Annotated in this window: 22 protein-coding genes; 14 read left to right on the top strand and 8 right to left on the bottom strand. The window is 65.1% G+C overall.

All coding sequences use genetic code 11. The features are described from left to right. The first annotated feature begins 6 nt into the window (after nucleotides 1-6). From F7R02_RS01520 to F7R02_RS01495, 6 genes are all read left to right on the top strand, one after another. On the top strand, nucleotides 7-426 hold the full coding sequence (locus tag F7R02_RS01520; protein WP_078591142.1) for a hypothetical protein: 420 nt from the start codon (nucleotides 7-9) through the stop codon (nucleotides 424-426). Further along, a complete protein-coding gene (locus tag F7R02_RS01515; RefSeq protein WP_033481573.1) occupies nucleotides 423-1,073 on the top strand; it encodes a GNAT family N-acetyltransferase in 651 nt (216 codons plus the stop codon). Before F7R02_RS01520 ends, F7R02_RS01515 begins: the two co-directional genes overlap by 4 nt. A 124-nt stretch (nucleotides 1,074-1,197) precedes the next feature. Beyond that, nucleotides 1,198-2,082, top strand: coding sequence for a carbon-nitrogen hydrolase family protein (locus F7R02_RS01510; protein WP_003488549.1), 885 nt, complete (start codon nucleotides 1,198-1,200; stop codon nucleotides 2,080-2,082). Nucleotides 2,083-2,101: 19 nt separating this feature from the next. Next, a complete protein-coding gene (locus tag F7R02_RS01505; RefSeq protein ID WP_078591143.1) occupies nucleotides 2,102-3,193 on the top strand; it encodes a DUF3616 domain-containing protein in 1,092 nt (363 codons plus the stop codon). A 68-nt stretch (nucleotides 3,194-3,261) separates the two neighbouring features. Next, complete coding sequence (gltX, locus tag F7R02_RS01500; RefSeq protein WP_039582392.1) at nucleotides 3,262-4,665, top strand: glutamate--tRNA ligase; 1,404 nt, start codon at nucleotides 3,262-3,264, stop codon at nucleotides 4,663-4,665. A gap of 13 nt (nucleotides 4,666-4,678) precedes the next feature. After that, complete coding sequence (locus tag F7R02_RS01495; protein ID WP_005912830.1) at nucleotides 4,679-5,185, top strand: transcriptional repressor; 507 nt, start codon at nucleotides 4,679-4,681, stop codon at nucleotides 5,183-5,185. 312 nt (nucleotides 5,186-5,497) lie between these two features. Here the strand turns inward: F7R02_RS01495 and F7R02_RS01490 are convergent, their stop codons facing one another. Continuing rightward, entirely contained in the window at nucleotides 5,498-6,139 is a 642-nt protein-coding gene (locus F7R02_RS01490; RefSeq protein ID WP_167520944.1) for a TetR/AcrR family transcriptional regulator, read from the bottom strand. Between the two features lie 107 nt (nucleotides 6,140-6,246). Here F7R02_RS01490 and F7R02_RS01485 point away from each other — a divergent pair, with 107 nt between their 5' ends. The 5 genes from F7R02_RS01485 to F7R02_RS01465 all read left to right on the top strand — a co-directional run bounded on the left by F7R02_RS01485 (nucleotide 6,247) and on the right by F7R02_RS01465 (nucleotide 13,367). Continuing rightward, nucleotides 6,247-7,461, top strand: coding sequence for an efflux RND transporter periplasmic adaptor subunit (locus tag F7R02_RS01485; RefSeq protein ID WP_003488557.1), 1,215 nt, complete (start codon nucleotides 6,247-6,249; stop codon nucleotides 7,459-7,461). 15 nt (nucleotides 7,462-7,476) lie between these two features. Continuing rightward, nucleotides 7,477-10,620, top strand: coding sequence for an efflux RND transporter permease subunit (locus tag F7R02_RS01480; protein WP_078567883.1), 3,144 nt, complete (start codon nucleotides 7,477-7,479; stop codon nucleotides 10,618-10,620). Between the two features lies 1 nt (nucleotide 10,621). Next, nucleotides 10,622-12,133: an efflux transporter outer membrane subunit gene (locus F7R02_RS01475; RefSeq protein WP_078591144.1), complete on the top strand. Its 1,512-nt coding sequence runs from the start codon at nucleotides 10,622-10,624 to the stop codon at nucleotides 12,131-12,133. After that, a complete protein-coding gene (locus tag F7R02_RS01470; RefSeq protein WP_005929845.1) occupies nucleotides 12,126-12,800 on the top strand; it encodes a TetR/AcrR family transcriptional regulator in 675 nt (224 codons plus the stop codon). Before F7R02_RS01475 ends, F7R02_RS01470 begins: the two co-directional genes overlap by 8 nt. Nucleotides 12,801-12,896: 96 nt before the next feature. Beyond that, on the top strand, nucleotides 12,897-13,367 hold the full coding sequence (locus F7R02_RS01465; RefSeq protein WP_033480255.1) for a (R)-mandelonitrile lyase: 471 nt from the start codon (nucleotides 12,897-12,899) through the stop codon (nucleotides 13,365-13,367). Between the two features lie 108 nt (nucleotides 13,368-13,475). On the opposite strand, the gene F7R02_RS01460 is transcribed toward F7R02_RS01465, so the two are convergent. Next, entirely contained in the window at nucleotides 13,476-14,384 is a 909-nt protein-coding gene (locus F7R02_RS01460; RefSeq protein WP_078591145.1) for an AraC family transcriptional regulator, read from the bottom strand. 224 nt (nucleotides 14,385-14,608) lie between these two features. On the opposite strand from F7R02_RS01460, the gene F7R02_RS01455 reads away from it, so the two are divergent. Next, entirely contained in the window at nucleotides 14,609-14,812 is a 204-nt protein-coding gene (locus F7R02_RS01455) for a hypothetical protein (protein ID WP_003488570.1), read from the top strand. A gap of 321 nt (nucleotides 14,813-15,133) precedes the next feature. Here the strand turns inward: F7R02_RS01455 and F7R02_RS01450 are convergent, their stop codons facing one another. After that, on the bottom strand, nucleotides 15,134-16,048 hold the full coding sequence (locus tag F7R02_RS01450) for a LysR family transcriptional regulator (protein ID WP_003488572.1): 915 nt from the start codon (nucleotides 16,046-16,048) through the stop codon (nucleotides 15,134-15,136). 101 nt (nucleotides 16,049-16,149) lie between these two features. On the opposite strand from F7R02_RS01450, the gene F7R02_RS01445 reads away from it, so the two are divergent. After that, nucleotides 16,150-17,367 (top strand): MFS transporter, encoded by a 1,218-nt coding sequence (locus F7R02_RS01445; protein ID WP_078591146.1) that lies wholly within the window; start codon nucleotides 16,150-16,152, stop codon nucleotides 17,365-17,367. A gap of 156 nt (nucleotides 17,368-17,523) precedes the next feature. Beyond that, nucleotides 17,524-18,555, top strand: coding sequence for an aldo/keto reductase (locus F7R02_RS01440; RefSeq protein ID WP_078586872.1), 1,032 nt, complete (start codon nucleotides 17,524-17,526; stop codon nucleotides 18,553-18,555). Nucleotides 18,556-18,634: 79 nt separating this feature from the next. Here the strand turns inward: F7R02_RS01440 and F7R02_RS01435 are convergent, their stop codons facing one another. The 5 genes from F7R02_RS01435 to F7R02_RS01415 form a co-directional block, all read right to left on the bottom strand. Continuing rightward, entirely contained in the window at nucleotides 18,635-19,231 is a 597-nt protein-coding gene (locus F7R02_RS01435) for a hypothetical protein (protein ID WP_078591147.1), read from the bottom strand. Between the two features lies 1 nt (nucleotide 19,232). Continuing rightward, nucleotides 19,233-21,053, bottom strand: coding sequence for a S8 family serine peptidase (locus F7R02_RS01430; protein WP_078591148.1), 1,821 nt, complete (start codon nucleotides 21,051-21,053; stop codon nucleotides 19,233-19,235). A gap of 107 nt (nucleotides 21,054-21,160) precedes the next feature. Continuing rightward, nucleotides 21,161-21,769, bottom strand: a complete 609-nt coding sequence (locus F7R02_RS01425) for a hypothetical protein (protein WP_078591149.1) — start codon at nucleotides 21,767-21,769, stop codon at nucleotides 21,161-21,163. 1 nt (nucleotide 21,770) lies between these two features. After that, complete coding sequence (locus F7R02_RS01420) at nucleotides 21,771-23,549, bottom strand: S8 family peptidase (RefSeq protein ID WP_078591150.1); 1,779 nt, start codon at nucleotides 23,547-23,549, stop codon at nucleotides 21,771-21,773. Nucleotides 23,550-24,402: 853 nt separating this feature from the next. Next, the gene (locus F7R02_RS01415; protein WP_078591151.1) at nucleotides 24,403-26,784 is read right to left on the bottom strand and encodes a TonB-dependent receptor; all 2,382 of its coding nucleotides are present in this window, start codon (nucleotides 26,782-26,784) and stop codon (nucleotides 24,403-24,405) included. Nucleotides 26,785-26,995: the final 211 nt, after the last annotated feature.

The following is a 26,995-nucleotide window of genomic DNA, read 5'->3' as shown; positions in this document are numbered from 1 at the left end:
GCCGGCATGCTGGCGCAGGCACACTTGCACCGGCGCGCGCAGCGTTTGCTGCCCGCCGGCATCGACACGGTGGCGCTGCTTCCCGCAGCGCTGCCGCACGCTTGGGAAAGCTCGGCGCTGTCGGCCTTGCCGCTGAACCGCGACAGGCGCGGCGGGGTGGTGGGCCTGCAGCTGCACGCACGCACCGCGCAGCACCTGCGCATCGGCGGGCATGCGTTCTTGCAGGTGGCAGCGCAGCACATCCGCGCCGGCAACCCATGGGCACGCAGCTATGGACCGTGGCAACGGCTGAGCAACGGCAGCTATTGGGCACGCAGCACCGATGCGCTGCTCGGGGTACTGCTGGCAACCGACGAAGCGGCGGTGTGGTTGCTGTGGCAACAGCCGCAGACCCGCGTTTCGAACCACAATCATTGGCTGCGTTGAAGCATGGCGTTGCAGCCACCTCTTGCTGGCTTACCATGGCCGGCATGACTGGCTCCTCGCCGATGGTGGAAACGGTGCGCGGCACGCAGGTGCTGCCGTATCTGGATGCGGTGGCGCAGCTGCGCATCAGCGTGTTCGCCGCCTGGCCGTATCTGTACCAAGGCGATGCCGCATACGAGCGCGACTATCTGGCGGCCTATGCGGCATCGCCGGAGAGCGTCTTCGTGCTGGCGCGTGATGGCGATGCGGTGATCGGTGCATCGACCGGGTTGCCGCTGCTCGATGACAGCGACGCGTTCCACGCACCGTTCCGCGCGGCCGGCATCGATCCGGTCAGCGTGTTCTATTTCGGCGAATCGGTGCTGCTGCCGGCGTATCGCGGGCAAGGTATCGGTCATGCATTCTTCGACCGGCGCGAAGCGCATGCACGCGCGCGGGGCCGCTTTGCATTGACCGCGTTCTGTTCGGTGGAACGGGCGCCCGACGACCCGCGCAAGCCAGCCGATTACCGCCCCAACGATGCGTTCTGGCGCAAACGTGGCTACGCCCCGCAGCCGGGCATGCGGGTGCACCTGCACTGGGCGGAGTTGCAACATGGCGAGATCGACCACAGCTTGTCTGTGTGGACACGTGTGTTGCCGCAGTGAGCGCGGCGAGCGCGCTACGGCGACTGACAGGCGTCGCGAGCAGGCTGCAAGGTCGCTGCACCATGCGTTCGCTGGCCGGCCTGATTGCTTCGCCACCTCGATTCAATCATCCAAAGGCCACCAGATGAAAATTGCCGTTGCCAAGTACCCCATCGGCAAGCCTGTCGATTTCGCCGCGTTTGCGGCACGCCAATCGGCCCTGATCGCCGAAGCCGCCGCAGCCGGTGCGCGGGTGGCGGTGCTGCCCGAATATCTGTCGCTGGAGCTGGGCGCAACATTCGACACGCATATTTCTGCCGGCCTGCCCGAATCGCTGGCAGCCATCCAGGCGCTGCGCGCGCCGTGGCTGGAGCTGTTTGCCGGCTTGGCGCAGGAACATCGGCTGCACCTGATTGCCGGTAGTTTTCTGCTGGATATTGGCCATGGCCGTTACCGCAACCGCAGCGACTGGTTCACCCCGGAGGGCCTGCATGGCTGGCAGGACAAGTTGCAGCTCACCGGCTTCGAAAGAGCCACCGGGCTGATCGAGCCGGGCGATGCGGTGAAGGTGTTCGAACTGGACGGCATTCGCGCCGCGATTGCGATCTGTTACGACAGCGAGTTCCCGCTGCCGGTGCGTGCGCAATACGAGGCCGGTGCGCGGTTGTTGATCGTGCCAAGTTGCACCGACACCGCCGCCGGTGCCATGCGCGTGCGTGTCGGCTGCCTGGCGCGCGCGCTGGAAAATCGCGTGTTCGTCGCGCAGTCGGTGACTGCTGGCGAAGCGCCGTGGAGCCCGGCGTTGGACATCAATACCGGCGAGGCGGCGGTGTTTGCGCCGATGGATGTCGGCTTCCCCTCCGACGGCGTGCTGGCGCAGACGCAGGGCCAGACAGTGTGGGCACTGGCCGAGTTGGACTTCGCGGCGTTCGAGGCCAGCCGTGCGCAGGCGCAGGTGGCCAACGACCGCGATTGGCCGGGGCAGTTGGCGCCCGATGTAACGCATGCCAAGCTGGTCGCGTTCGGTTGATCCCTCGTCCCAGGTACCCATGGCCAAGAAAACCCTGATTCCGCATAGCGTCCGGCTTGAATTCGCGCCCGGTGCGCTGGTGCACAGCAATCTGTCCGGCGCCGCTTTCACCGACGATTGGCTGTGGGTGGCCGGCGACGAAGCCTGCGCGGTAGACCGGCTGCGCAAGCTCGACCCCGTACAGCGAGAGGCGCTGCGCTTCGGCCAGGGGCAGAGCTTTGCGTTGGCGAACCTGCTCGATCTGCCGGGAGAAGACGGCGAGGAGGCGGACCTGGAAGGTATGGGCCTGTCGGACGGATTTTTGTGGGTCATCGGTTCGCACGGCAGCAAACGCAAGAACGCCAAGCGCGGCCGCGACGACGCCGAAAACGCCAAACGCCTGACCAAGTTGAAGCTCGATGCCAATCGCCGCCTGTTGGCCTGCCTGCCCATCGACTATGCGCAAGACGGCACCCCGCAGCTGGTACGCGAAGCGGCCGACGGCCGCCGTGCGCTGCGGCTCAAGGGCGACGCCAAGCACAACCAGCTCACCGACCTGCTGGCCGACGACCCGCATTTCGGTCCGTTCCTGAAGATCCCCGGCAAGGACAACGGCTTCGATATCGAAGGCATCGTGGTCGATGGCCAGCGCTTGCTATTGGGGCTGCGCGGGCCGGTGCTGCGTGGCTGGACGGCACTGCTGGAGATCCAGGTGCAAGCCCACAGCGACCACCTGCGCCTGGTCCCGCTGGACGAGGACGGCACCCTGCTGCGCAAGCACTTCCTGCAACTGGGCGGGCTGGGCGTACGCGACCTGCATTATTCCGGCGACGATCTGTACCTGCTGGCCGGGCCGACGATGGTCCTGAACGGCGAAATCCGCCTGTTCAAATGGCCGGATGCGCGGACCGTGCTGGCCGCCAACCGCGCACCGGTGCGCTTCCAGCACGACCTGCTGGAATCGGCAGTGCTGCCGCATGGCAAGGACTGCGACCGCGCCGAGGCCATCTGCAACCTGCCCAGGCACCTGGCCGGCAAGATTCCCACCTGGCTGGTGCTGTACGACGCTCCGGGCACGGCACGCAGCGGCGGCGATTGCGTGGTGTACGGCGACCTGCTGCGCAACCGCTGAGCCACGGGCCGGGCAGGGCCACGCTGCGCAAGGTAAAATCGGGCGACTCCCGTTTTGCCGAGCGCTCCATGACCTGCCGCACCCGTTTCGCTCCCAGCCCCACCGGTTACCTGCATATCGGCGGCGCCCGCACCGCCTTGTATTGCTGGCTGGAGGCACGCCACCGCGGCGGCCAGTTCGTGCTGCGCATCGAGGACACCGACCGCGAGCGCAGCACGCAGGAAGCGATCGACGCCATCCTGGAAGCGATGGACTGGCTGGGCCTGGGTTACGACGAAGGCCCGATCTACCAGACCCAGCGCGTTGCCCGCTATCAAGAAGTCGCCGAGCAATTGCTCGCGCAGGGCAAGGCGTATTACGCCTACGAAACCCGCGAGGAACTCGACGCAATGCGCGAGGCCGCCATGGCCAAACAGGAAAAGCCGCGTTACAACGGCGCTGCCCGCGAGCAGAACCTGCCGTATCGCGACGACCCCAATCGCGTGATCCGCTTCAAGAATCCCGTCGGCGGTACGGTGGTGTTCGACGACCTGATCAAGGGACGCATCGAGATCGCCAACAGCGAGCTCGACGACATGGTGATCTTCCGCCCGGACGGGTTTCCCACCTACAACTTTGCGGTGGTGGTGGACGACTGGGACATGGGCATCACCGAGGTCATCCGCGGCGACGACCACATCAACAACACGCCGCGCCAGATCAATATCTATGAAGCGCTGGGTGCACCGGTGCCCAAGTTCGCGCACATGCCGATGATCCTCGACGAGCAGGGCGCCAAGCTGTCTAAGCGCACCGGCGCGGCCGACGTCATGCAGTACAAGGATGCCGGCTATCTGCCGCATGCGCTGATCAATTATCTGGCCCGCCTGGGCTGGTCGCATGGCGACCAGGAGCTGTTCACCCAGCAGGAGTTGCTGGACCTGTTCGACGTCAAGGACGTCAATTCCAAGGCCGCGCGCCTGGACATGGCCAAGCTCGGCTGGGTCAATCAGCATTATCTGAAGACCGACGACCCGGCCAGCATCGCCCCGCAGTTGGAATACCAGCTTGCCAAGCTCGGTGTGGACATCGCCGCCGGCCCGGCCGCCGCCGATGTGGTGGTGGCGTTGCGCGAGCGCGTGCAGACCTTGAAGGAAATGGCCGAAAAAGCCGTGGTCTGGTACCAGCCGCTGGAAACCTATGACGAAGCGGCGGTGATGAAACACCTCAAGCTGGGCGCCGAGGTGCCGCTGGGCAAGGCGCGCGAACTGCTGGCTGCCGTGGATGCGTGGAGCGTGGAGAGCGTCTCGGCTGCGCTGCACGACGCCGCTGCCGCGCTGGAACTGGGCATGGGCAAGGTCGCCCAGCCGCTGCGCGTGGCCATCACCGGCACCCAGGTCAGCCCGGACATTTCGCAAACGGTGTACCTGGCCGGACGCGAGGGTGCCTTGAAACGCATCGATGCGGCACTCATCAAGATTGGAGCGGCCTGACGCCGGAGCCTGTATGACCAAGCACACCCACGCACCAGACCTCGCCTGCACTGCACCGCATCACCACGTCGACGACGCCAACGGCTTCGTGCGCGCGGTGGAGCGTGCCTGCAGCGAACGCGGCCTGCGGCTGACGCCGATCCGCGCGAACGTGCTGCGGCTGATCGCCGACGCCGGCAAGCCGGTCAAGGCCTACGAATTGCTGGACTGGGTGCGCGAAGGCAAGGGCGTCGGCGCCGACGCACCGCCTACGGTGTATCGCGCGCTGGATTTCCTGATGGCCAACGGCTTCGTGCACAAGCTCGAATCGGTCAATGCGTTCGTCGCCTGCCACCACCCCAACAGCGCCCAGCACTCTGTGCCGTTCCTGATCTGCGACCGCTGCCACAGCGCGGTGGAACTGGAAGATCGCGACGTCGTGTCGCAACTGGAAGCCCGCGCCAAGGCGCTCGGTTTCCAGCCGCAGGCACAGACGCTGGAAGTGCACGGCCTGTGCGCGAAATGCGCAGTGGCGGAGTAACCAGCCGCTAGGTCGTGCCTCGACGCGGCCTGTTTCAAGGCGCTGGTGGCGCGATGCCCGGGCGGCAACATGCGTGCGATGGCAACGTGTTCAAGCGCAAGCGCGCCACCGTTAAATCGCTGCAGCAGCATTCCTGCGCCGGCCGCACAGCGCAGCCTCGCTGCCCGGTTGCGTCATGCGGTGATGATGCTGCTGCGCTCAAGCCAGCGGCGCGGCGGGGGAGGGTAGACGCCCGAGTGGACCGCAGGCTTGGCGTCTGTACACGCGCACTGCGCGTCGTCGCGCAGCAATGCAGTGAAGTCGCAACCGACGTCACGCCGCTTTGCCTGCCTTGCCGCCGTACGCGGCCAGAAACGTCTGCACCGCACGTCGCGTCGCTTCGCGCAGGAACTCGGGCGTGGGGTCGTTGAGTGCGCCAAACAGGCAGGGCATCAAGGTTTCCGATTCCAGCAAGCCAGCGTACTGGTGGGCGGCAAGCAGGGTGTCTTCGCAGTGGAGCAGGCCGCAGTCCACCTGTGCCTGCAGGTATTCGGCGAAGCGTTGTATGCCTTCCTCCTGGCCGGCACTGAAATACAGCGCGCCGACCGCAGATCTGCCGGATACCCCGATGATGGTCTGCCAGCTGGTGATATTGGGCGGGGCGCACAGGAACGTCAGCACATCCTCGCCGAAGCGCTGCAGCGCCTCATCGACCGGGCCGCTGCTTTGCGAAAGCGCATGCAGCAACGGGTCGAAATAGCGGTCCGACATGTCCTTGGCGACGGCCACGAACAGCTCTTCCTTTGACGGAAAATAGCCGTACAGCGTGCGCTTGGAGCCGCCCACGCGGGCGGCGATCTGCGACATCGACGCGCCTTCGAAGCCCAGCTCGAGGAAGACCTCGCTGGCCGCCTGGACGATGGCCTCGCGCTTTTCTTCTGTTCTGACCCGCATCAGGTTCTCCCAACAATTCATAAGTATACCGACTGGGTAGAAATGCTTGACGGCTCTGGATGCGCTTATTAGGATACCAAACCGTACCGTTTATATTTAATCATCACACCTCCCGTTGGAGACTGCCCGTGCGTCCTCATGCCTCGTTTCGCCTGTCGTTGCTTGCTGTTGCCGTTGCCGCCACCGCCTTGCTCAGCGCCTGCGGCAGCCCGCCGGGAGGCCCGCCGCCACAGGAAGGCACCCCGGAAATGGGCGTGCTGACCGTGAAGCAGCAACCGGTGACGCTCACTACCGAGTTGCCGGGGCGCACCGTCCCGTACCTGATCTCCGAAATTCGCCCGCAAGTGGGAGGCATCGTCCAGTCGCGCCAGTTCACCGAAGGCGGCGACGTCAAGGCTGGTCAGACCCTGTACCAGATCGATCCGGCCCAGTACCGCGCCAGCTATGCCAGCGCGCAGGCATCCCTTGCCAAGGCCGAGGCGACCCTGCGCACCGCGCAGCTCAAGGCCGAGCGCTACAAGGAGCTGGCGCAGATCAAAGCGATCAGCCAGCAGGAAGGCGACGACACCGATGCCGCGCTAGGCCAGGCCAAGGCCGACGTGGCAGCCGGCAAGGCGAGCGTGGAGACCGCGCGCATCAACCTGGCGTTTGCGCGGCTTGACGCACCGATCTCCGGACGCATCGGCCGCTCCAGCGTGACCCCGGGTGCGCTGGTGACCGCCAACCAGGCCACCGCGCTGACCACCATCCAGCAGCTGGACCCGATCTACATCGACGTCACCCAGCCCAGCAGTGCGGTGTTGCGCCTACGGCAGGCGATGGCACGCGGCGATCTGGAACAAGCCGGCGACGGTGCGGCCAAGGTGTCGCTGCTGCTGGAAGATGGGAGCACCTACCCGCTGCAGGGGCACCTGGCGTTCTCCGACGTGACAGTCGACCAGAACACCGGCTCGATCACCCTGCGCGCGGTCTTCCCCAATCCGAACGCCGAGCTGTTGCCGGGCATGTACGTGCGCGCGGTGCTGCAGGAAGGCGTCAAGGAGCAGGGCGTGCTGGTGCCGCAGCAGGCGGTGTCGCGCAACGGCGCCGGCAAACCCACCGCCTTTGTCGTCGGCGCCGACCACAAGCTGCAGTTGCGTGCGCTGGAAACCGACCGTGAGGTGGGCGACCAGTGGCTGGTGCGCAGCGGCCTGAAGCCCGGCGAGCAAGTGGTCGTCGAAGGCGCGTCGCGCGCACGCGATGGCATCGTGGTCAAGACCGTGCCGTGGCAGCCCAAGGCCACGCCCGCCGCCGGGAATGCTGCCGGTCCTTCTGCCCCGACCGCACCGCGTGCGGCCAACTAGAGGCGGGATCACGTCATGGCACGTTTCTTTATCGATCGTCCGATCTTCGCCTGGGTGTTGGCCATCATCGTGATGCTGGCCGGCATCCTCTCCATCGCCACCTTGCCGATTGCGCAATACCCCGCCATCGCACCGCCGGCTGTCGCCATCACCGCCAACTACCCGGGCGCCTCGGCGCAGACCCTGGAAGACACCGTCACCCAGGTCATCGAGCAGAAGATGAAGGGGCTGGATCACCTCAGCTACATGGCGTCCACCAGCGAATCCAGCGGGGCGGTGACCATCACCCTGACTTTCGAAAACGGCACCGACCCCGACACCGCGCAGGTGCAGGTGCAGAACAAGTTGTCGCTGGCCACGCCGTTGTTGCCGCAGGAAGTGCAGCAGCAGGGCGTCACGGTGACCAAGTCGGCCACCAACTTCCTCAACGTGCTGGCCTTTACGTCCGAAGACGGCAGCATGAGCGATTCGGACCTGTCCGATTACGTGGCTGCCAACGTGCAGGAAACCATCAGCCGCCTCGAAGGCGTGGGCGACACCACCTTGTTCGGTTCGCAGTACGCGATGCGGGTGTGGATGGACCCCAACAAGCTGAGCAATTTCAGCCTCACGCCCGTGGATGTGCGCAACGCGATCCAGGCACAGAACGCGCAGATCTCCGCCGGCCAGTTGGGCGCGTTGCCGGCGGTGGCCAACCAGCAGCTCAACGCCACCATCACTGCCCAGACCCGGCTGAAGACCGCCGAGCAATTCGAGAATATCCTGCTGCGCACGCAGTCCGATGGCTCGCAGGTGCGCTTGCGCGATGTGGCGCGCATCGAGCTGGGCAGCGAAAGCTACAACACGGTGGGCCGTTACAACGGCAAGCCGGCCGCCGGTCTGGCGATCAAGCTGGCGACCGGGGCCAATGCGCTGGATACGGTGCGCGCGATCGATAAAAGCCTGGAAGAGCAGGAAAAGTTCTTCCCGCCCGGCATGAAAGTGCAAAAGCCGTACGACACCACCCCGTTCGTGCGCATCTCCATCGAGCAGGTGGTACACACGCTGGTGGAGGCGGTGGTGCTGGTGTTCCTGGTGATGTACCTGTTCCTGCAGAACTTCCGCGCCACCCTGATCCCGACCATTGCGGTGCCGGTGGTGCTGCTGGGCACCTTCGGTGTGCTTGCGGCGTTCGGCTTCACCATCAATACCTTGACCATGTTCGCGATGGTGCTGGCGATCGGTTTGCTGGTGGACGATGCGATCGTGGTGGTGGAAAACGTCGAACGCGTGATGGGCGAGGAGCAGTTATCGCCCAAGGACGCCACGCGTAAATCGATGGACCAGATTTCCGGCGCATTGATCGGCGTGGCGCTGGTGCTGGCGGCGGTGTTCGTCCCGATGGCGTTTTTCAGCGGCTCCACCGGCGTGATCTACCGGCAGTTCTCGATCACGATTGTCTCGGCCATGACCTTGTCGGTGCTGGTGGCGATGATCCTGACCCCGGCCTTGTGCGCCACCTTGCTCAAGCCGGTCCACAAGGGCCATGGCCTGGCGACCACCGGGTTCTTCGGTTGGTTCAACCGCCTGTTCGATCGCGGCAACACCGGCTACCAGGGCGTGGTGCGGCACATGCTTGGCAAGGGCTGGCGCTACATGCTCGCCTACGCCGCGTTGCTGGCCTTGGTGGTGTTCGGGTTCATGAAATTGCCAGTGGGATTCCTGCCGGACGAAGACCAGGGCACCTTGTTCGTGCTGGTGCAGTTGCCGCCCGGTGCCACCAATGCGCGCACCAGCGATGTGCTCAAGCAGGTGGAGCATCATTTCCTGGTCGATCAGAAGGAGTCTGTTGCCGGTGTCTTCGCCGTGACCGGTTTCAGTTTTGCCGGTAGCGGCCAGAACGTGGGCTTTGCCTTCGTCAAGTTGCGACCTTGGGACGAGCGCACCGGTAAAGGCCAGAGCGTCACCGACGTGGCGGCCAAGGCCGGGGCATTTTTTTCCGGTATCCGCGATGCCAAGGTGTTTGCGTTCGCACCGCCTGCGGTGTCGGAGTTGGGCAATGCTACCGGCTTCGATCTGATGCTGCAGGACCGCGCCAATCTGGGTCACGCCGCGTTGATGCAGGCGCGTAATCAATTGTTGGCCGAACTGTCCCAGGACAAGCGTCTGGTGGCGGTACGCCCGAATGGGCAGGAAGACACGCCGGAATTCAAGCTGGAAATCGACCCGCATAAGGCACAGGCGATGGGCGTGTCGATCTCCGACATCAACGACACCTTCTCCAGCGCGTGGGGCAGCACCTACGTCAACGACTTCATCGACAAGGGCCGGGTCAAGAAGGTGATGCTGCAGGCCGATGCGCCATACCGCATGAACCCACAGGACATCGACCATTGGTTCGTGCGCAACAGCGCCGGCACCATGGTGCCGTTCAACGCCTTCGCCACGGCAAATTGGCAATCCGGTTCGCCGCGCCTGGAGCGTTACAACAGCGTGCCGTCGATGGAGATCCTGGGCATGGCGTTGCCGGGTGCGGCCTCCAGCGGCGAGGCGATGCAGATCGTCGAAGCCGCAGCCGCCAAGCTGCCCCCGGGCATCGGCTTCGAGTGGACCGGATTGTCGCGGCAGGAAAAAGCCTCGTCCGGCCAGACCGGGCTGTTGTACAGCGTCTCGATCCTGATCGTGTTCCTGTGCCTGGCCGCGTTGTACGAAAGCTGGGCGATTCCGTTCTCGGTGATTCTGGTGGTGCCGCTGGGCGTGTTCGGCACGTTGCTGGCAGCCATGCTGACCTGGAAAATGAACGACGTGTACTTCCAGGTGGGCTTGCTCACCACCATTGGCCTGGCATCGAAGAACGCGATCTTGATCGTGGAGTTCGCAAGGGAGTTGCACGAAGGCGGCAAGAGCCTGGTGGCTGCAGCACTGGAAGCGGCGCGCATGCGTTTACGACCGATCCTGATGACCTCGTTGGCCTTCATCCTCGGCGTGGTGCCGCTGGTGTTGACCAGTGGCGCCGGCGCCGGCGCGCAGCACGCGCTGGGCACGGCCGTGATCGGCGGCATGGTCTCCGGCACGGTGCTGGCGATCTTCTTCGTGCCGCTGTTCTTCGTGCTGGTGTGTGGCCTGTTCCAGCGCCGTCCACAGCCTGCTTCGCCCGCACCGCAACCGACAGGACACTGACATGACCACGATTCGCACGACACTCTGCGCGCTTGGCGTGGCCAGCGTGCTTTCCGGTTGCACGCTGATGCCGCGCTACACGCGGCCCGACGCACCGGTGCCAGCGCAATTTGCCGGCACCGACGTGTCGGTAGCCCCTCCGGCTGCCGCTGCCACTGCCGATACCGGCAACAACGCCGACACGGCCTATATTGCCGATATCGGCTGGCGCCAGGTCTTCACCGACCCGACGCTGCAGCAGGTGATTGCGCTGGCACTGGACAATAACCGCGACCTGCGCGTGGCCGCGCTCAATATCGAGGTGGCACGCGCGCAATATCGGGTGGACCGCGCCGCGTTGCTGCCCGCGATCGATGGCACCGGTACCGCCAACAATGCGCGCACGCCGTCGGAGCTGGCCATTCCCGGCCAGCCGCAGGTGTTCCGCACCTACAGCGCCAATATCGGCATCAGTGCCTATGAGCTGGACCTGTTCGGGCGCGTGCGCAGCCTGAAGGAACAGGCATTGCAGCAATTCCTGTCCACCGCCGAGGCGCGCCGCAGTACGCATATCAGTCTGGTGGCAGAAGTGGCCACCGCCTATCTGACCTTGGCGGCCGACCAGCAGTTGCTGCAGCTGGCGCAATCCACCCTGACTAGTCAGAGCGACAGTTATCGCCTGCAGCAGCGCAGCTTCGAACTGGGCGTGGCCTCGCAACTGACCTTGCGTCAGGCGCAGACCACGGTGGAAACCGCACGCGTGGACGTGGAGCGCTACACCGCCCAAGTGGCGCAGGATCGCAACGCCCTGGTGCTGCTGGTCGGCACGTCGGTGCCGGTGGAATTGCTGCCGCATGCACTGCCCGACAACGCGAGCGTGGAGAGTAATGTGTTGGCCAGCGTGCCGGCCGGCTTGCCATCGCAGTTGCTGCAACGTCGCCCCGACATTCTGGAAGCCGAGCGCAACTTGCGTGCAGCCAACGCCAATATCGGGGCGGCGCGGGCGGCGTTCTTCCCCAGCATCAGCCTGACCGCATCGACCGGTTCGTCCAGCAGTAGCCTGTCCAGGTTGTTCGATGCCGGCACGCGTGCCTGGAGCTTCGTGCCCACGCTGACCTTGCCGATCTTCAATGCCGGGCGCAATCGCGCCAATCTGGACATGGCCAAGGCCAACCGCGATATCGAAGTGGCGCGCTACGAAAAGTCGATCCAAATCGCGTTCCGCGAGGTCTCCGACGCGTTGGCGCAGCGCGACACGCTGGGCAGGCAACTACAGGCCCAGCAAGCGCTGGTGGATGCCACTGCCGATAGCTACCGGCTGTCGCAGGCGCGTTTCGAACGGGGCATCGACAGCTATCTGCAGGCGCTGGATGCGCAGCGTTCGCTGTACAGCGCGCAGCAGACCTTGATCAACACCCAGCTGTCGCGCTTCACCAACCTGGTGACGTTCTACAAGGCCATGGGCGGAGGCTGGCTGCAAACCGCCGCGCCCACTGCCGCCGCGAGCCCAGCAGCGGAGCCGCCGCGTGGATGATGACGCGCCGCCCATTGCACGTGCGCCACACGACAAGCGTGGCGCCATCCTGGCGGCGGCACGCGTGCTGTTTCAACAGCACGGCTTCGACAGGACCAGCATGGACACCATCGCCGAACACGCGATGGTGTCCAAGGCCACGGTGTATGCGCATTTCGCGTCCAAGGAGGTGCTGTTCCGCACCACCCTGGAAGCGCTGGCGCAGGCCTCGCCCAATCGCTGGACGGCCTTGCTGGCGCTGCAGGGGCCGTTGGAGCAACGCCTGGCTGCGGTGGCCGATGCAGTGCTGCGCGTGTCTGCCAGCAGCATGCGGGAGGATGCCGCGTATGGCCTGGTACGCCCGCCACTGCTGCCTAGCCAGATGCGCGAGGAAATGTGGACGCTGTGCTTCGAGCGCTACGACACCATGATGCGCACGTTGTTGGCGCGCGAGGTGCAACGCGGGGCATTGGTGATCGACAACGTGCCCGATGCATCGGTGCATTTCTTCGGGTTGATGACCGGGCGGCCGGCCACCGCCGCTGCGCGCGACGATGCGCCAGGTGCGCGGTCGGTGCAGCTGGATGCGTATGTCAGCGGCGCGGTGGCGTTGTTCCTGCGGGCGTATCGACCGGACGCGGTGGTGCCAGGGGGCGATAGCAAGCGCGAATTGCCCAGCGAATTCTAGGCCGGCCGGCGTGCGATGCAGCAGTCGTGCGTGCCCAGGTCATGGCGGTGGGCCAGCGCGCTACAGTGCCAAGACTAAAAATGAAGGAGCGCTGCAATGAATCTGTTCGCGACCGCGATATCTGTCTCCATGATGGCCGCCGTGACACCGGATGAGGCTGCGCAGCCGATCAGGGTGAGCAGGGCGGGCGGTGCGCCATCGGTCGTGGGGTCGGCCGAGTATTTCACCGGCAAGGTGCGCATCGACGCACCGTTCCAGGCCGACGCGCCGGCACGCGTCGGCGGCGCCACCGTCACCTTCGAGCCGGGCGCGCGCACCGCATGGCATACCCATCCGCTGGGCCAGACGCTGATCGTCACAGCCGGCGCCGGGCGCGTGCAGGAGTGGGGCAAGCCGGCGCAGCAGATCCGCCCGGGCGATATCGTGTGGATTCCGCCCGGCGTCAAGCATTGGCACGGCGCCAATGCCAACGTGGCAATGACGCATATCGCCATCGCCGAATCGCACGACGGTGCGCCCGTCACCTGGTTGGAGCAGGTGAGCGAGGCGCAGTATGCAGCGGAGTAGACAGCTGCGATGCCGATGCTGGCGCGGCGATGGTGCCGCGTCAGCGCGAGAGAACGCGGCGGCGGATTGCAGGGGCCGCTGTGCGGCCCGTGCTGAGCATGGCAGACCTCACGCCGCTTCGGTGGCGTCCTGCGCGTTGGCACGCAGCCGTTGCGCATCGCGCGCAGGCGAGATGCCGAGAATGCGTGCGTAGTCGCGGCTGAACTGCGACGCGCTCTCGTAACCAACCCGGAAGCCGGCGTCGGCAGCGGTCAGCGCATCGGCCACCATCAGGCGGCGTGCTTCGTGCACGCGCAGCTGCGAACGGTAGTCCAGCGGCGTCATCGTGGTCACCGCCTTGAAATGCGCATGGAAGGTGGAGCGGCTCATCGCCGAGAGATCGGCGATCTGCTCGATGCTGAAGCGCTGCGCATAGTGTTCGCGCAACCACACGATGGCTCTGGAAATCTGGTTGAGCCGGCTGTCGGCGATGGCCATCTGGCGCACCGCCGCATTGGCCGGGTCGGCCATCAGGCGGTACAGCAGTTCGCGCACGATCAAGGGCGCGAGCGCGGCAATTTCATGCGGTTGATCGAGCAGGCGCGCCAGCCGTAGCGCCGCGTCCTGCAACTGCGGCGTGCTGCGATTGAGTAACAGCCCGGCCGATGCCGCATCGCGCTGCGTGTCCACCAGTTCCGGATGGTTGATTGCCAGCTCGCTGAGCACCGCGGTGTCCAGGTCCAGGCAGAAGCATAGATACGGTTGCGCGCCGCTGGCTTCGATTACCGAGCCGACGATGGGCAGATCCACCGACGCCACCAGGTACATCTGCGGGTGATAGAAGTACGCATGCGCGCCGAGCATTGCCTGCTTGCGGCCTTGCGCCACCAGGCACAGCATGGGTGTGTAGACAGTGGGCATGGCTACGGTCGGCGATGCGCTACGCATGATCTGCAACCCGGCGATCTGCGTGGGATGCATGCCGTCGCCAGGCGCATGACGCAGCAATATCGTGCTCAACTCGGTCAGCGAAGACATGCAACAACCCGTCGACGGTGCAATGCGGTCCAGCCGCGAAGGCACCGATCGTACAAGAGTGCAGGTGGTACGGGCGGCAAGGTCCGCTGCGCGGGTTGCGGGCTTGCGCCCGCTGGAAAGCGCGCAGCAGTCGTGGCCGCCTGCGCGTGAACTGCGCATCGGCCCGATAGGGCGATCACGGGCCGGCCGTATCATGGCGAGGTCTCTCGCATCCGCCTGCTGCCATGCCCGCAAAACGTTCAAGTTTTCCAACGCCGACCAGCCCCGCCGAGTGGAAGCGGCTCCAAGCCGCTGCCGCCACCGAATTGGCACGGCGTACCGCGCAGGCCCATCTGCAGATCCTGGGGCTGTTGCGGACGCATGGACATCTATTGAGCGCCGCGCAGCGGCGTAGCCTGCACAAGCGCCTGCTGCGCGGCGGACGTTGATCCGGGGCAGCGATTGCCTCGACGGTTCGCACGCAGCCGGCCTCAGCTTGTGGTCGTGCACGGTGATGCTGAGAGCCGATGTAACAGCTGGCCAGCCCGTCATGCGGTTGAAGGCTGCGCGTTCGGGCTGCCAGCCAGTCGCGCAGTGGGCGCGCATGAGACGCCGCGTACAACGCATCGATGCCGTCTTTCCAATGATGGCTGGCATGCCGCAGACCTCGACGTACCCCGGCGTGCAACGCAGGCACGCGCGTCTCGCTGCGGGGCCATCCGCACGGCAACCGCCGCTGCCGCCCGGTCCCATGCGCGCGGCGGCGGGCGCTATGTCGCCAGTTCCCAAGGCGGCTGCTCGCCTAGCCGCTCCTGCAGGAAATCCACGAACGCGCGCACGCGCGGCGGTTGCAACTGGCGCGCCGGCATCACTGCGCTGATCTGCGAGGCCGGTGGCGGGTAATCGGGCATGACGTGGACCAGGCGGCCGCTGCGCAATTCGTCGGCGATGTGCCAATACGAATGCACCGCGATGCCCTGGCCGGCGACCACGGCGTCGCGCACCAGTTCGCCGAAGTTGCTTTCGAAGCGGCTCTGCATGCGCACGCGCACCAGCCCGCCGTCGGGCGTTTGCAGTGTCCACACGTCCTGGCGGCCGTCACGGCCCATCAGCAACACGCCGGCGTGCTGTGCAAGCTCGTCCGGCGTGCGCGGCGTGCCGTGACGCTGCAGATAGGCGGGCGAGGCCGCCAGGGTACGGCGGTTGTCGGCGATACGCCGGGCCACCAGCCCGGAGTCCTCCAGTGGGCCGATCCGGATCGCCAGATCGAAGCCCTGTTTGACCAGGTCCACCAGGTCGTCGCTGAGGTGCGCGCTGATGCGCAGGCGCGGATGGCGGGCCTGGAATTCCGGCAGCAGCGGCGATACGTATTGCCGCCCGAATGAGGCGGACATGGTCATGCGCAGCACGCCACCCACATCGTGCGCGCTTTCGCGCAGATCCTCGGCCAGCGCGTCCAGATCTTCCACCAACACGCGGCCACGCTCGGCCAGCCGCTGCCCTTCGGCAGTGGGATGCAGGCGGCGCGTGGTTCGATGCAGCAGGCGCACGCCCAGCTCGCGTTCCAAGCGCTTGAGACGCTGGCTGGCCACCGCCACCGACAGATCCAGGCTGCGCGCGCCCGCGGTGATCGAGCCCAGGTCGAGCACGCGCAGGAACAGGGCAATGTCGCCAAGACGGTCCATCCGATTCTCAATGATTGATTGAAAGTGAATCAGCATAGCAGGGGTTTTTGCAAGTAAACGCGGGGCGCAGGCTGTGCGCAGTCCTCCCCTTGCCCCTGCCCATGTCCAACCTCACCTCTGCGCGTTCGTCGCGCTTTCCGCCGGCGTTGCTGGCACTGACCATCGGTGCCTTCGGCATTGGCACGACCGAGTTCGTGATCATGGGGCTGCTGCAGCAGGTAGCCGCGGATCTGGGCGTTTCGCTCAGCGCCGCGGGCCTGTTGATCAGCGGTTATGCGCTGGGTGTGTTCGTCGGTGCGCCAGTGCTGACCCTGGCCAGCGCACGCCTGCCGCGCAAGGCGGTGCTGGTCGGTCTGATGCTGATCTTCACGGTCGGCAACGTGGCCTGCGCGCTGGCGCCGGACTACACCAGCCTGATGGTTGCGCGGGTGCTGACGTCGCTGGCCCACGGCACGTTTTTCGGCGTCGGCGCCGTCGTGGCGACGTCGCTGGTGCCGGCCGAACGCCGTGCATCGGCCATCTCACTGATGTTCGCCGGGCTGACCGTGGCCACCTTGCTCGGGGTGCCGGCCGGTGCCTGGCTGGGGCTGCAACTGGGTTGGCGCGCGACCTTCTGGGCGGTGGCTGCGATCGGTGTGCTGGCCACTGCCGCGGTCGCGGTGTGGGTGCCGGCCGCGGCAGGTGCTGCCACGCCGGTGTCGTGGCGGCAGGAAGTGGCGGTATTGCAGCGGGGGCAGGTGCTGCTGGCGCTGGCGATCACCGTGGTGGGCTACGCCGGCGTGTTCGCAGTGTTCACCTACATCCAGCCGCTGCTGCTGCAGGTCACCGGCTTTGCGCAATCGGCGGTGTCGCCGGTGCTGCTGGTGTTCGGCGTGGGCATGATCGTCGGCAATCTGCTCGGTGGGCGGCGGGCGGACCGTCGCCCTACCGCGGCCCTGCTGGGCAGCCTGGCGGCCCTGGTGGTCGTGCTGGGCGCACTGGGATGCGTCCTGCACAGCAAGGCCGCCATGGTGACCTTTGTCGGGCTACTGGGCGTGGCTGCCTTCGCCACCGTGGCGCCACTGCAGTTGCGCGTGCTGGAACACGCGCGCGGCGCCGGCCAGAACCTGGCCTCCAGCCTCAATATCGCCGCCTTCAACCTGGGCAATGCGCTGGGCGCATGGCTGGGTGGTGTGGTGATCGCCACGCAGGCGGGCCTGGTCGCAACGCCCTGGGTGGCCGCGCTGTTGAGTGCCGTCGGGCTGGGTACCGCGCTGTGGAGCGTGCAGTTGCAACGACGCCGCGCGGCTGCGCCACTGGCCTGTACGCAGATGGGGTGAGCTGAGTACCCACTGGTCATTGGCCACGCTGGCGCAGTGCGCGTCAGGCGGCTCTCGATGTGCATCGACGCTGGTTTCGCCATCAACACGCCACAGGCGCTAGCGGCCAACGATAACGCAGCGCATCTTCCATTCAACGTTGCAAGGACTTCTTCGATGGAAACCCGTCTACTCGGCCGTTCCGGTTTCAAGGTGCCCGTGCTTGGCCTGGGTGCCGGCACGTTCGGCGGCAAGGGGCCGCTGTTTTCTGCATGGGGCGACACCGATGTGGCGCAGGCGCGGCGCATGATCGACCTGTGCCTGGATGCAGGGCTCAACCTGTTCGATACCGCAGATGTGTATTCCGATGGCGCGTCCGAAGACATCCTCGGCCAGGCGCTGCAAGGCCGCCGCGATCAGGTGATCCTTTCGACCAAGACCGGCCTGCGCCTGGGCGATGGCCCCAACGATGCCGGCGCCTCGCGCTTTCGCTTGCTGCGTGCGGTGGAGGCCTGCTTGCGACGCTTGCGCACCGACCACATCGATCTGCTGCAGCTGCACGCCTTCGATGCGATGACGCCGATGGAAGAAACCCTGTCCACGCTCGATGGCTTGGTGCGCGCGGGCAAGGTGCGCTACCTGGGCGCTTCCAATTATTCCGGTTGGCAGCTGATGAAGTCGCAGGCGGTCGCCGATGCGCATGGCTGGAACCGCTTCGTCGCCAACCAGACGTATTACTCGCTGGCCGGGCGCGACTACGAGTGGGAGCTGATGCCGCTGGGTATCGACCAAGGCATCGGTGCGGTGGTGTGGAGCCCGCTCGGTTGGGGGCGGCTGACCGGCAAGCTGCGGCGCGGCCAGCCGTTGCCGCAACACAGCCGTCTGCATGCCACTGCCGCGGCCGGCCCGGCGATCGACGATGCGCGCTTGTTCGACATCGTCGAGGCGCTCGATGCCATTGCCGCAGAGACCGGCCGCAGCGTGCCGCAGATCGCCATCAACTGGCTGCTGCAGCGGCCGACCGTGAGCACAGTGCTGATTGGCGCACGCGACGAAGTGCAGCTGCGCGAAAATCTCGGTGCGGTGGGTTGGTCGTTGACCGGTGACCAGCGTGCCCGCCTGGATCAGGCCAGCGCAGTGGAGCCGCCGTACCCCTACTATCCCTATTGGCGCGGGCAGTTTGCAGAACGCAGCCCACTGCCGCTGTAAGGCGGGCTGCGCCAACGCGCCACGCTGCGACCCAATGCAGCAGCGTGGCACGCGTGACTGCAGCGGTTCTAGCGTAGCGTCACAACGGCCGTGCCGCCGGGAAGATCACTTCCGGCTTGATCGCTCCCACGCCGTGGCTGCCTTGCAGCTGGCGGCAATTGTCCAATGCCGTCATCGCCGAGTCGTAGCCGATCATCGCGCTGCCGTCGGTGGCGGAGGCATAGAGCAACCTGCCGCCCGTACGCGTGGCCAGTGCACGCGCGATGGCTGGCGTGGTATCGAACAATTTGATCGAAGCACCGAGCAATGCCGGCTGGCCGCTACGCGTTTCCAGCGCGGCCACGACGGTCGCCGATGGTTCGCTGCGCGTGGTGCGCGCGACTGCGTCCGCCGCGCCGCTGATGTCGAGATAGATCGCGTAGCGATCGACGCGGGCAACCGGTGCGTTGGTGCGTGTCTGCGTGCTTGTTAGCGTTTGCGTGGCGGCAGCGCCGCGCGTGGCGTCGGCCAGCCGTACCACTGCTCCTGGAATCAGCCGGAAGCTGGCCCGGTCCACCACAACGGTCTGCCCGGTTGCGGCAGCCCGCAGGCGGGCGCGATCGAACACCTGTGCCGAGACGGGTGCAGACATGCTGGCGGCAACGACGCACAGCAGTGTGATCAGAGAAGTTTTCATGTCAGTGGCCCACCACGCGCATTTCGAATTCCTGCAGTTGTTCCTTGCCGTTGTCGGCGAGCATGTCGTCCACCTCCAGTGTCCAGCGACCGGCTGCCGCCTCGTCCAGGAAGGCATTGCTGGAGGTCAGGAAGACCACGAAGCCATCACCCGGGTCGAGCGTGGAGAACGGCGTCATCACGGTGCTGCGGGTGCCGCTGGGCGATACCAGCACGGCGCGCAGTTGGCGAGGATGCTTGTGCGTCCCTGCGAAGTACAGCTGTACGCCTTCCACCTTGAAGGACTGCTTGATGTCGATCGCTAATCGCGCGGGCGAGCCGATACCGCCGATGGTGCTGCTCTCGCCGTCATAGACGGTCCACTCGGTGTCTTGCATCGCCGGCAGCGGAGTGAAATGCATCGCACGCTCCACCGCCGCGGCTGCATCCACCAAACCGAAGCCATACCAGTTGCTGAAACGGTGGCCGGCCGCGTTGGTGATCCAGGCGGGCTCGATCACGGCGTCCTTGTAGAACGCCTTGGCCTGATGGGGATCGACCTGCACCGCCGTCGTCGCCAGGATGTATTTGACATCGCGCAGCGTCAGTTGCGGGTTGGCGCCCAGCATCAGCGCTGCGACGCCTGCAACCGTCGGTGTGGCGGCAGAGGTGCCGTTCATGCGTGCGCTGTAGTTGCACGAGGCATCGATCTTTGAGTGGCTGGTATCCAGCGCGTTCTGCGGCGCACGCGTGCGATCGCGGTTATTGCCTGCCGCGCATCCACTCAGGTCGGTCGTGACGATCGCCGGTGAGAAGAATGGCTGCGGTCCCTGCGCAGCGAGCAGTGTATAGAACGGACTGTAAGTCTCAGGATGCGGGTCGAAGCGACGCTGGAACCCAAATTCGCCGGAGAGACCGGACACCCACACTGCGGATCCGGGCGATGAATAACTCGCACGCACACCGTCGGCGTTGACCGCACCGACCACAATCATGGTGGTCAGGCTGTTGAGGTTGTCGATATTGGCGCTACTGCAGGCGACGCCAAGCTGCCGGGTCTGGTCGCTGCAGCGATCAATCAGCTTGCCCTGTGCATCCACATCAAGCAGCGTATTGAAATCATTGCCGGCTGCCTTGACGTAGATGCCGCCCTTGCCGCCACGCTGGGCACGCATCATTTTTTCCAGAGAGCGCTGCTCGTCGAGATCGCTGAATGGATAGACCGCTGTCGAGATGCCGAAGCTGTTGTTGAACACGTCCATCGCACGGGCTTCCGGGCCATCACCCCAGGAGTAACGGATATCGACGTACTGCTTGCTGCCATCGACTATGGAAAGTGCATTGAAGCCAGCCACACTCGCCTCCGGCGCAACACCACGTCCACCCAGACCGTTCCATCCGCGTGCCGCGATGATGCCGGCGACCGCGGTGCCGTGGTCATTGTCGATTTCATCCGCAGGCGGCGTCGGATCGTTGGAACCATTCAAGAAGTTATGCGAGCCGCCGGCAACGATGTTGTCGACGAGATCCTCATGCGCAATCTCAAGCCCGCCATCGATGACCGCCACCTTGACTCCGGCTCCGCGAATGCCAAGCGTGTGCAGGATGTCCACATCCAGATCGACGCCCGGCCGTGGACGTTGGTCGCCGAACACCGGCTGGCCTTGATTGAGCAGATGCCATTGGTAGCGGAACAACGGGTCGCTGGCATTGCGTGTGTTCTGCGTCGTCCTGATCGGTGCATCGACACCGGTTGCCGCAGCATCGGCGGTCAGCGAGAAGGGTCCGAGCGCCAGCAGGCACGCGCACAGCAGAGGCAATCGCCGCAGGGGAGAGGTTGTCATGGGATGGTATCGGTAATGGGGCGCACGCAGATGCAGGTGTCGGCCAAATGGGCCTGCATGCCGCCCGACGTGGAATGGCCGCAGGGATCAGCCTGCGGCCGGTCTATTTACATCGGTTGCATGACTGCCTGCATGACCACCAGCGCCGCCTGCGCGACGTCGCTGCTGCGCTGCAGGCCGAGTAGTGCACGCTGGGCCTGTTCCACCGATGCATAGGTGATCACTGCGCTGCCGTCCACCGTCGAGGTGTAGGCAATGGTTCCGCCGGTGCTGGCAGCCAGCGATTTCGCAGTGGCGGGCGTCGTGCCGGTGAGCTTCACCTGCGGGTTGACCAGCACGACACGACCGTTGCGCTCATTCACCGCAGCGGCGATGGGGCGTTCGGCGTCGGTGGCAAGACTGCGCGCAGCACCCGCAGGCGCATCCAGTACGACCGCATACGGCCCGATGCGCGCGGCGACCTTGTCGCCGGGGGACACTGCACCGGTAATGCCGGCTTTGGCTGCCGATCGCTGCGCTGATGTCGCGTTCCGTGGCGGCGTGTGCTCGCTCACCACTGTGCCCGGCAGCATGCGGAACATGTCCTGCCCGGACTTGAAACGCACGCCGGTCGCTGCCGCACGCAGGGTCTTGGCGTCCATGTATTGCGCTGCCTGGGCAGCACCGGTTGCGGCGAGTGATAGCGTCAGCAGGCAAGCAAGATTCATCGGTTTCATATCAGTGCCCCACGATGCGAAGTTTGAAAGCGTTGAGTGCGACAGTGCTCCTGGGATCGGTCATGTCGGTCACTTCCAGGGTCCAGATGCCGCGTGATTTCTCGTCCAGAAACGCATTGCTGGAGGTCAGGTCGATATAGAACCCCGTCTGCGCATAAGCAGCCGGATCCAGGACGGAAAACGGCGTGGCGACGACGCTGCGCGTTCCGCTCGGGGACACCAGCACCACACGCAGGTTGGACGGCGTCTTGTGCGCCGACTGCAGCGACAGCTGCACCGCTTCCACCTTCATCGCCTGCTGCACACGGATGCGCAGCTTACCCGGGCGCGCCGGGCCACCGATCTGGGTGGCCGCATCGGTGGAGCTGACCCACTGGGTATCACGCATGGGCGGCAGCGGTGTGAAATAGCGCGCCTTGTAGACCGCGGCCGCGGCATCGGCCAGACCGAAGCCGTACCAATTGCTGAAACGGTGCCCGGCTGCGTTGGTGATCCAGCCCGGATCGATCACGCTGCCCTGGTAGACCACCCGCGGCTGCCATGGGTCGATCTGGCGCGCGGTTGTCGCAAGAATATATTTGACGTCGCGTGCTCTCAGGCTCGCATTGGCACTGAGGATCAACGCAGCCACGCCAGACACGGTAGGCGCTGCGGCCGAGGTCCCGTTCATGATCGCGTTGTAGTTGCACGACGCATCGATCTTCGACTTGCTGCCATCCAATGCGTTGTAGACCACGTCGGGATCTTCGACGTTCTCGCCCGCTGTGCAGCCGCTGAGATCGGTGGTGACAATCGCCGGATCGTAGGCATAGGGCGCCGAATCCGGGGAAAAGGTGGACGCTGCGTCGGGATAGAACTTGCGTTGAAAACCGAACTCGCCGCCAAGACCGGAAACCCACAACGCAGAGCCTGTGGACGAATACGAGGCACGGGTGCCCTTGGCATTCAGGCTGGCCACGACGATGGTGCCGGGCAGATTTGCGAAGGGATCGATGTTGGCCAGCGAGCAGCCGACCTGCAATGCGCGCGATTGTTCGCTGCAGACATTGACGGGTTTTCCGTTCTCGTCGGGCTCAAGGAAGCGCAGGAAGCTATTGCCAGCGGATTTGACATAAATGCCGCCAAGGCCGCCACGTGTCGAACCCATCAATGCTTGCCAGGTGCGCTGGTCCTCCACAGAAAAATCAAAGTAGAACGGGGCAACCGACCCCCAGCTGTTGTTGAAGACATCGATATTGCGCGCCTCCGGGCCATCGCCCCATGCATACCTGATGCTGGCATCGGTGACCGAAGAATCGCGCGCAAAAACGTCGAATCCTGCCAGCTGCACTTCTGGCGCCACGCCGCGTCCGCCGCGGCCATTCCAGCCCACCGCACCGATGATGCCGGCGACGGACGTCCCGTGCCAGTTACTCGGATCGATCGGCGTGGTGTCGTGCGACCCATCGCCGAAATTGTGCGACCCGTTTGGCAGGATGTTGTCTGCCAGATCTTCATGGCCCAATTCCAGCCCATCGTCCACCACGCCGACCCGCACGCCGCGGCCGCGAATGTCCAGGGCATGCAGGATGTCCACATCCATGTCCACGCCAGCGACCGGACGGCTGTCGCCGATCACGGCCTGCCCCTGGTTGGAGATATGCCACTGGTACCGCAGTAATGGGTCGTTGCCTGTGGCTTTCGCTTTGGCGCTGGTAGTGGCCGGGGTGGTGGCAGCCGTTGCCTGGGTGGCAGCAAGTACCGACAGCGGCGTGCCGCCGGTCAGGAGGACCGCTATCAACAGCGCGAGAGGTCGCCTGCGAAGAGAGTTCATTCCGTTTGATTCCAGTCGAATGGTGGGCGCCGTCGAGTGACGCAGTCCTCCGTCAGGCCAACCGCGCGATCGGCCTTGCAACTGCTCCACTCCACGAAGCTCGCGCCTGTGAAGCCGGTGTTGGTGGAGCCGAAAGAGGAATGCGAGTGAAGGACCCGGCAGATACCAGCCGGATCCGGAAAGCCCGTCAGGCAACGCGATCTGCAAGCAGAGCCGCACCGCAGGCAGCCAGATGCCGCGTGTCGATGCCCGGGGCGTGCGACATCGATGCAAAAGAGGCAGCAACAAGAGCCATGTGCGTTTATCCCAGTTGAGTTACCAAGCGCATTTCTGCCGACGGACGCTGCGGTCAGGTCCTGCGTCGGCTCCCCTGTGCGTGTCGACGCAGCCGATGTTGTCGATGCGTCTGCACCAAGAACGCCTGGATTACAAATGGGGACAGCATTGTCTGCAAGGCATGCCAGCGACGACATCTTCGTGACACATCGCGCAATTTACGACGGGCGTGTCGGGTGATGCCTTGCATGCGAAGTTCTGCCGACGAAAATTGCAGAAAACTTGGCAGTGGCGGTTATTTCGATCGAAATAAGCGATCACGATGCGTCGTTGTGCTTCGCGTGCGGTTTTGTTCGCCTCCGCCCCCGTCATCACGGTATTGCACCGTCTGTCGCGCGTGGCAGACGCATGGCGCCCGCAGCGTCTGGCAACGCCGGACATGGCCCGGGCATGCCGGTGCCGCCAGGCTGCGCATCGACGCATGCGGTAGCGAAGTTCCGCGCAGCAGTCTGGGCTGCTGCGCGGCTCAGGGTGTGACGGCGAACTACCAGCGGTACGCCACCGACATCTGGTACTGCCGGCCGGCGATGGGGCGGCCCATGAAGACACCACCGGTGGCTGCGCCAGGCACGCGCACGTTGCCTTCGGTCAGGCCCAGCGTGTCGGTGACGTTGCTGCCGCTGGCCGTCACTTCCCAATGTTCGCCCACATGCAGGTTGGCGCCGACATCCAGCATGTCGTACGAGGGCAGGCGCTGGCTGTTGGCCAGGTCCGCAAAGCGCTCGCCGATGTACGAATAGGTGGCAAACACCTTGAGGTCGCCGAACGGCAGCATCCAGTAATAGCTGGGCGTGATACGGAACTGGCGCTTGGGTTGGCGCATCACTTGGTTGCCGGTGAATTCGCGATAATTGCGGTACTTGGCGTCCAGCCACACTCCGGTGCCAGCCAGCTCGAACCCGCCGAACGGCCGGATTGCACCTTCCACTTCCAGGCCGCGTGCGCGCGAATCGCCCACGGCGGTGAAGTTCTCGCCATTGGCCAGGAACGCCTGGAACGGCGAGTTCTTGAAGGTGTTGTAGAACGCGGTGAGATACAGGTCGTAGGCGCTCGTCCCGGACTTCAAACCCAGCTCGTATTGATCCACGTCCTGCACGCGGTCCTGCCCATCGCGCAGGTTGTCGAAGCCGGGAAACTTCACCCCGGAATTGACCCGCGCAAACAGGCTGTTGTTCTGGTCCAGCGTGAAGTTCAGGCCGGCTGTCCACGAGAACGCTTCATCGTCCTGATCGATGCGCCGGGTGGTTGCCAGCGCCAGCGAGGTGGCGTTGTCGTACAACGTGGCCGGGTTGCCATCCAGATCCACGGTCGTGGTGTCGTGCACATCGCCGGTGACGCTCTGGCGCTCGTAGCGTGCGCCCAGGTCCAGGCGCAGGCGTTCGCTCAGCTCCCACTCGTCGGCAACGAAGGCGGCGATGTTTTCGCCGTCGTACTTGGCGCGCAGGTTCAAGAACGCGGTACTGGTGAAACCCTGGCGGGTGGCTTGGCGGCCATCGTCCAACGCCACATCGATGCGGCGCGCGTTGTTTTGCGCAGTGAGCAGCATGGTGTTGCCCAGGTACCAGGTATCGGCAGACGAATACTTGGCGTAATAGGCGCCTACGGTCAGCGTATTGCCGGCAAACAGCTCGCGGCTCAGACGCAGGTCGTTGGTAAAGGAATTCAGGCGCTTGTCCACCGACCACCAACCGGCTTCGAGTACCTGCTGGTTAGGGTCCACCGCGCCCCCGCCATTGGTGTAGCTGGCGCTGCCGCCGCTGCCGTAACCGGCAATGACATCGCCCAGGCGTTGCGGCGTATCGCCGGTAAAGAGCGCGTAGGTCGGCGCGCTGCCGCTGATCACGTTGAAGCGGTCGGCAACGGTCCAGCCGCCGCTCTCCCAATTCCATTCGCCGCCGAACACGTCGATGTTGACGCCGCGCCCGTCGGCCAGATCGCGCCGCAACGTCTGGCCGTTGGGTCCGACCAACAGATCCACATTGCGGAAGTCGCGGCCGACCAGGGTGCCGGTCTGCGCGTTCAGGCCGGGGAAACTGGAAAGATCGTTGCCGTTGTTGCGCGAGAGCAATGGGATCGCGGTGTAGAACGCGTTGTTATCGTCGGTGTGGCGCGCGTAGAGCGACAGCTCGCCGCTGTCCCAACGCTTGCTCAACGTGGCGCTGAACTGGCCGCCCTTGTCGGCGGAGAACTGCGGGTCGCGGACGCCGTCGGTTTCGCGGAAGAAGCCGCCCACGCTGTAGTACCAACCATTGCCCATCGGCCCGCTGTTGAACACATCGATGCGGCGCAATGCGTTGTTGCCGCCGGTCAGGCGCACGCTGCCTTCGGGTTCGTCCTGGCCTTTCTTCTGGATGAAATTGACGGTCAAGCCGGGCTGACCATTGGAGAAGATCGGACTGGAGCCGCCACGCAGCACTTCCATGCGTTCGACAGTGTCATCGACGCGGAATAGCGTGGAATTCTCCAGGAACGACAAGGTCGGCGGCGGAAACAGCGGCGAGCCATCCAGTTGCATGGTCACGAACGGCGCATCGCCTTCCGACGGCATGCCGCGCACGAAGATGTTGGCGCCGGTGCCGCCACCGCTGGGCTCGGCCCATACGCCAGGCACGATCTTGAGCAGGTCGGCAGTGCTCTGCGGCACCGCCTGCTGGATCTGCTCCGGGCTGGCCGTGGTGATCGAGAAACTGGCGTCGCGCTTGGCCAAGCCCTTGAAGCGCGCGGTGCCGCTGACGATAACCGCATCCAGCGTGGTGGCCTCTTGATTGACTGATGCAGGCGGGGCGGTCTGCGTGCGGCCGTCAGGTGCCAGCAGCGCGGCAGCGACGGCGAGCGAGAGGGTGTAGCGGGGCGATGAAAAACGCATGCGCAAGGCTCCTTGTCTTGAAGTGCAAGAACGCTGCCGAGCCACGCCGCGGTGTGCAGGCATCGGCAGCCAGTGCACGCGCGCCCGCGCTATCGCGTCGCTTGCGCCCCCTGTCAGCGCAGTGCTAATGAACTTTTAACCCCAGATGCGCCGCAGCCTGTTGTGCGACGCAGCAGCATTGGGTTGCGCTTCTGCATTTGGAAGAAGGCTG

Origin of the sequence: Xanthomonas cissicola, from assembly GCF_008801575.1 — a bacterium.
Lineage (GTDB): Bacteria > Pseudomonadota > Gammaproteobacteria > Xanthomonadales > Xanthomonadaceae > Xanthomonas > Xanthomonas cissicola.
Note: the sequence above shows the minus strand (reverse complement) of the source record. Positions and strands in the feature narration are given on the sequence as shown.

What these genes read in the sequence shown, in the direction of transcription:
- F7R02_RS01520 (WP_078591142.1), top strand. Translation starts at nt 7, where the DNA reads ATGCTGGCGCAGGCACACTTGCACCGGCGCGCGCAGCGTTTGCTGCCC.
- F7R02_RS01510 (WP_003488549.1), top strand. Translation starts at nt 1,198, where the DNA reads ATGAAAATTGCCGTTGCCAAGTACCCCATCGGCAAGCCTGTCGATTTC.
- F7R02_RS01505 (WP_078591143.1), top strand. Translation starts at nt 2,102, where the DNA reads ATGGCCAAGAAAACCCTGATTCCGCATAGCGTCCGGCTTGAATTCGCG.
- gltX (WP_039582392.1), top strand. Translation starts at nt 3,262, where the DNA reads ATGACCTGCCGCACCCGTTTCGCTCCCAGCCCCACCGGTTACCTGCAT.
- F7R02_RS01495 (WP_005912830.1), top strand. Translation starts at nt 4,679, where the DNA reads ATGACCAAGCACACCCACGCACCAGACCTCGCCTGCACTGCACCGCAT.
- F7R02_RS01490 (WP_167520944.1), bottom strand. Translation starts at nt 6,139, where the DNA reads ATGAATTGTTGGGAGAACCTGATGCGGGTCAGAACAGAAGAAAAGCGC.
- F7R02_RS01480 (WP_078567883.1), top strand. Translation starts at nt 7,477, where the DNA reads ATGGCACGTTTCTTTATCGATCGTCCGATCTTCGCCTGGGTGTTGGCC.
- F7R02_RS01475 (WP_078591144.1), top strand. Translation starts at nt 10,622, where the DNA reads ATGACCACGATTCGCACGACACTCTGCGCGCTTGGCGTGGCCAGCGTG.
- F7R02_RS01465 (WP_033480255.1), top strand. Translation starts at nt 12,897, where the DNA reads ATGAATCTGTTCGCGACCGCGATATCTGTCTCCATGATGGCCGCCGTG.
- F7R02_RS01460 (WP_078591145.1), bottom strand. Translation starts at nt 14,384, where the DNA reads ATGTCTTCGCTGACCGAGTTGAGCACGATATTGCTGCGTCATGCGCCT.
- F7R02_RS01455 (WP_003488570.1), top strand. Translation starts at nt 14,609, where the DNA reads ATGCCCGCAAAACGTTCAAGTTTTCCAACGCCGACCAGCCCCGCCGAG.
- F7R02_RS01450 (WP_003488572.1), bottom strand. Translation starts at nt 16,048, where the DNA reads ATGGACCGTCTTGGCGACATTGCCCTGTTCCTGCGCGTGCTCGACCTG.
- F7R02_RS01445 (WP_078591146.1), top strand. Translation starts at nt 16,150, where the DNA reads ATGTCCAACCTCACCTCTGCGCGTTCGTCGCGCTTTCCGCCGGCGTTG.
- F7R02_RS01440 (WP_078586872.1), top strand. Translation starts at nt 17,524, where the DNA reads ATGGAAACCCGTCTACTCGGCCGTTCCGGTTTCAAGGTGCCCGTGCTT.
- F7R02_RS01435 (WP_078591147.1), bottom strand. Translation starts at nt 19,231, where the DNA reads ATGAAAACTTCTCTGATCACACTGCTGTGCGTCGTTGCCGCCAGCATG.
- F7R02_RS01430 (WP_078591148.1), bottom strand. Translation starts at nt 21,053, where the DNA reads ATGACAACCTCTCCCCTGCGGCGATTGCCTCTGCTGTGCGCGTGCCTG.
- F7R02_RS01425 (WP_078591149.1), bottom strand. Translation starts at nt 21,769, where the DNA reads ATGAAACCGATGAATCTTGCTTGCCTGCTGACGCTATCACTCGCCGCA.
- F7R02_RS01415 (WP_078591151.1), bottom strand. Translation starts at nt 26,784, where the DNA reads ATGCGTTTTTCATCGCCCCGCTACACCCTCTCGCTCGCCGTCGCTGCC.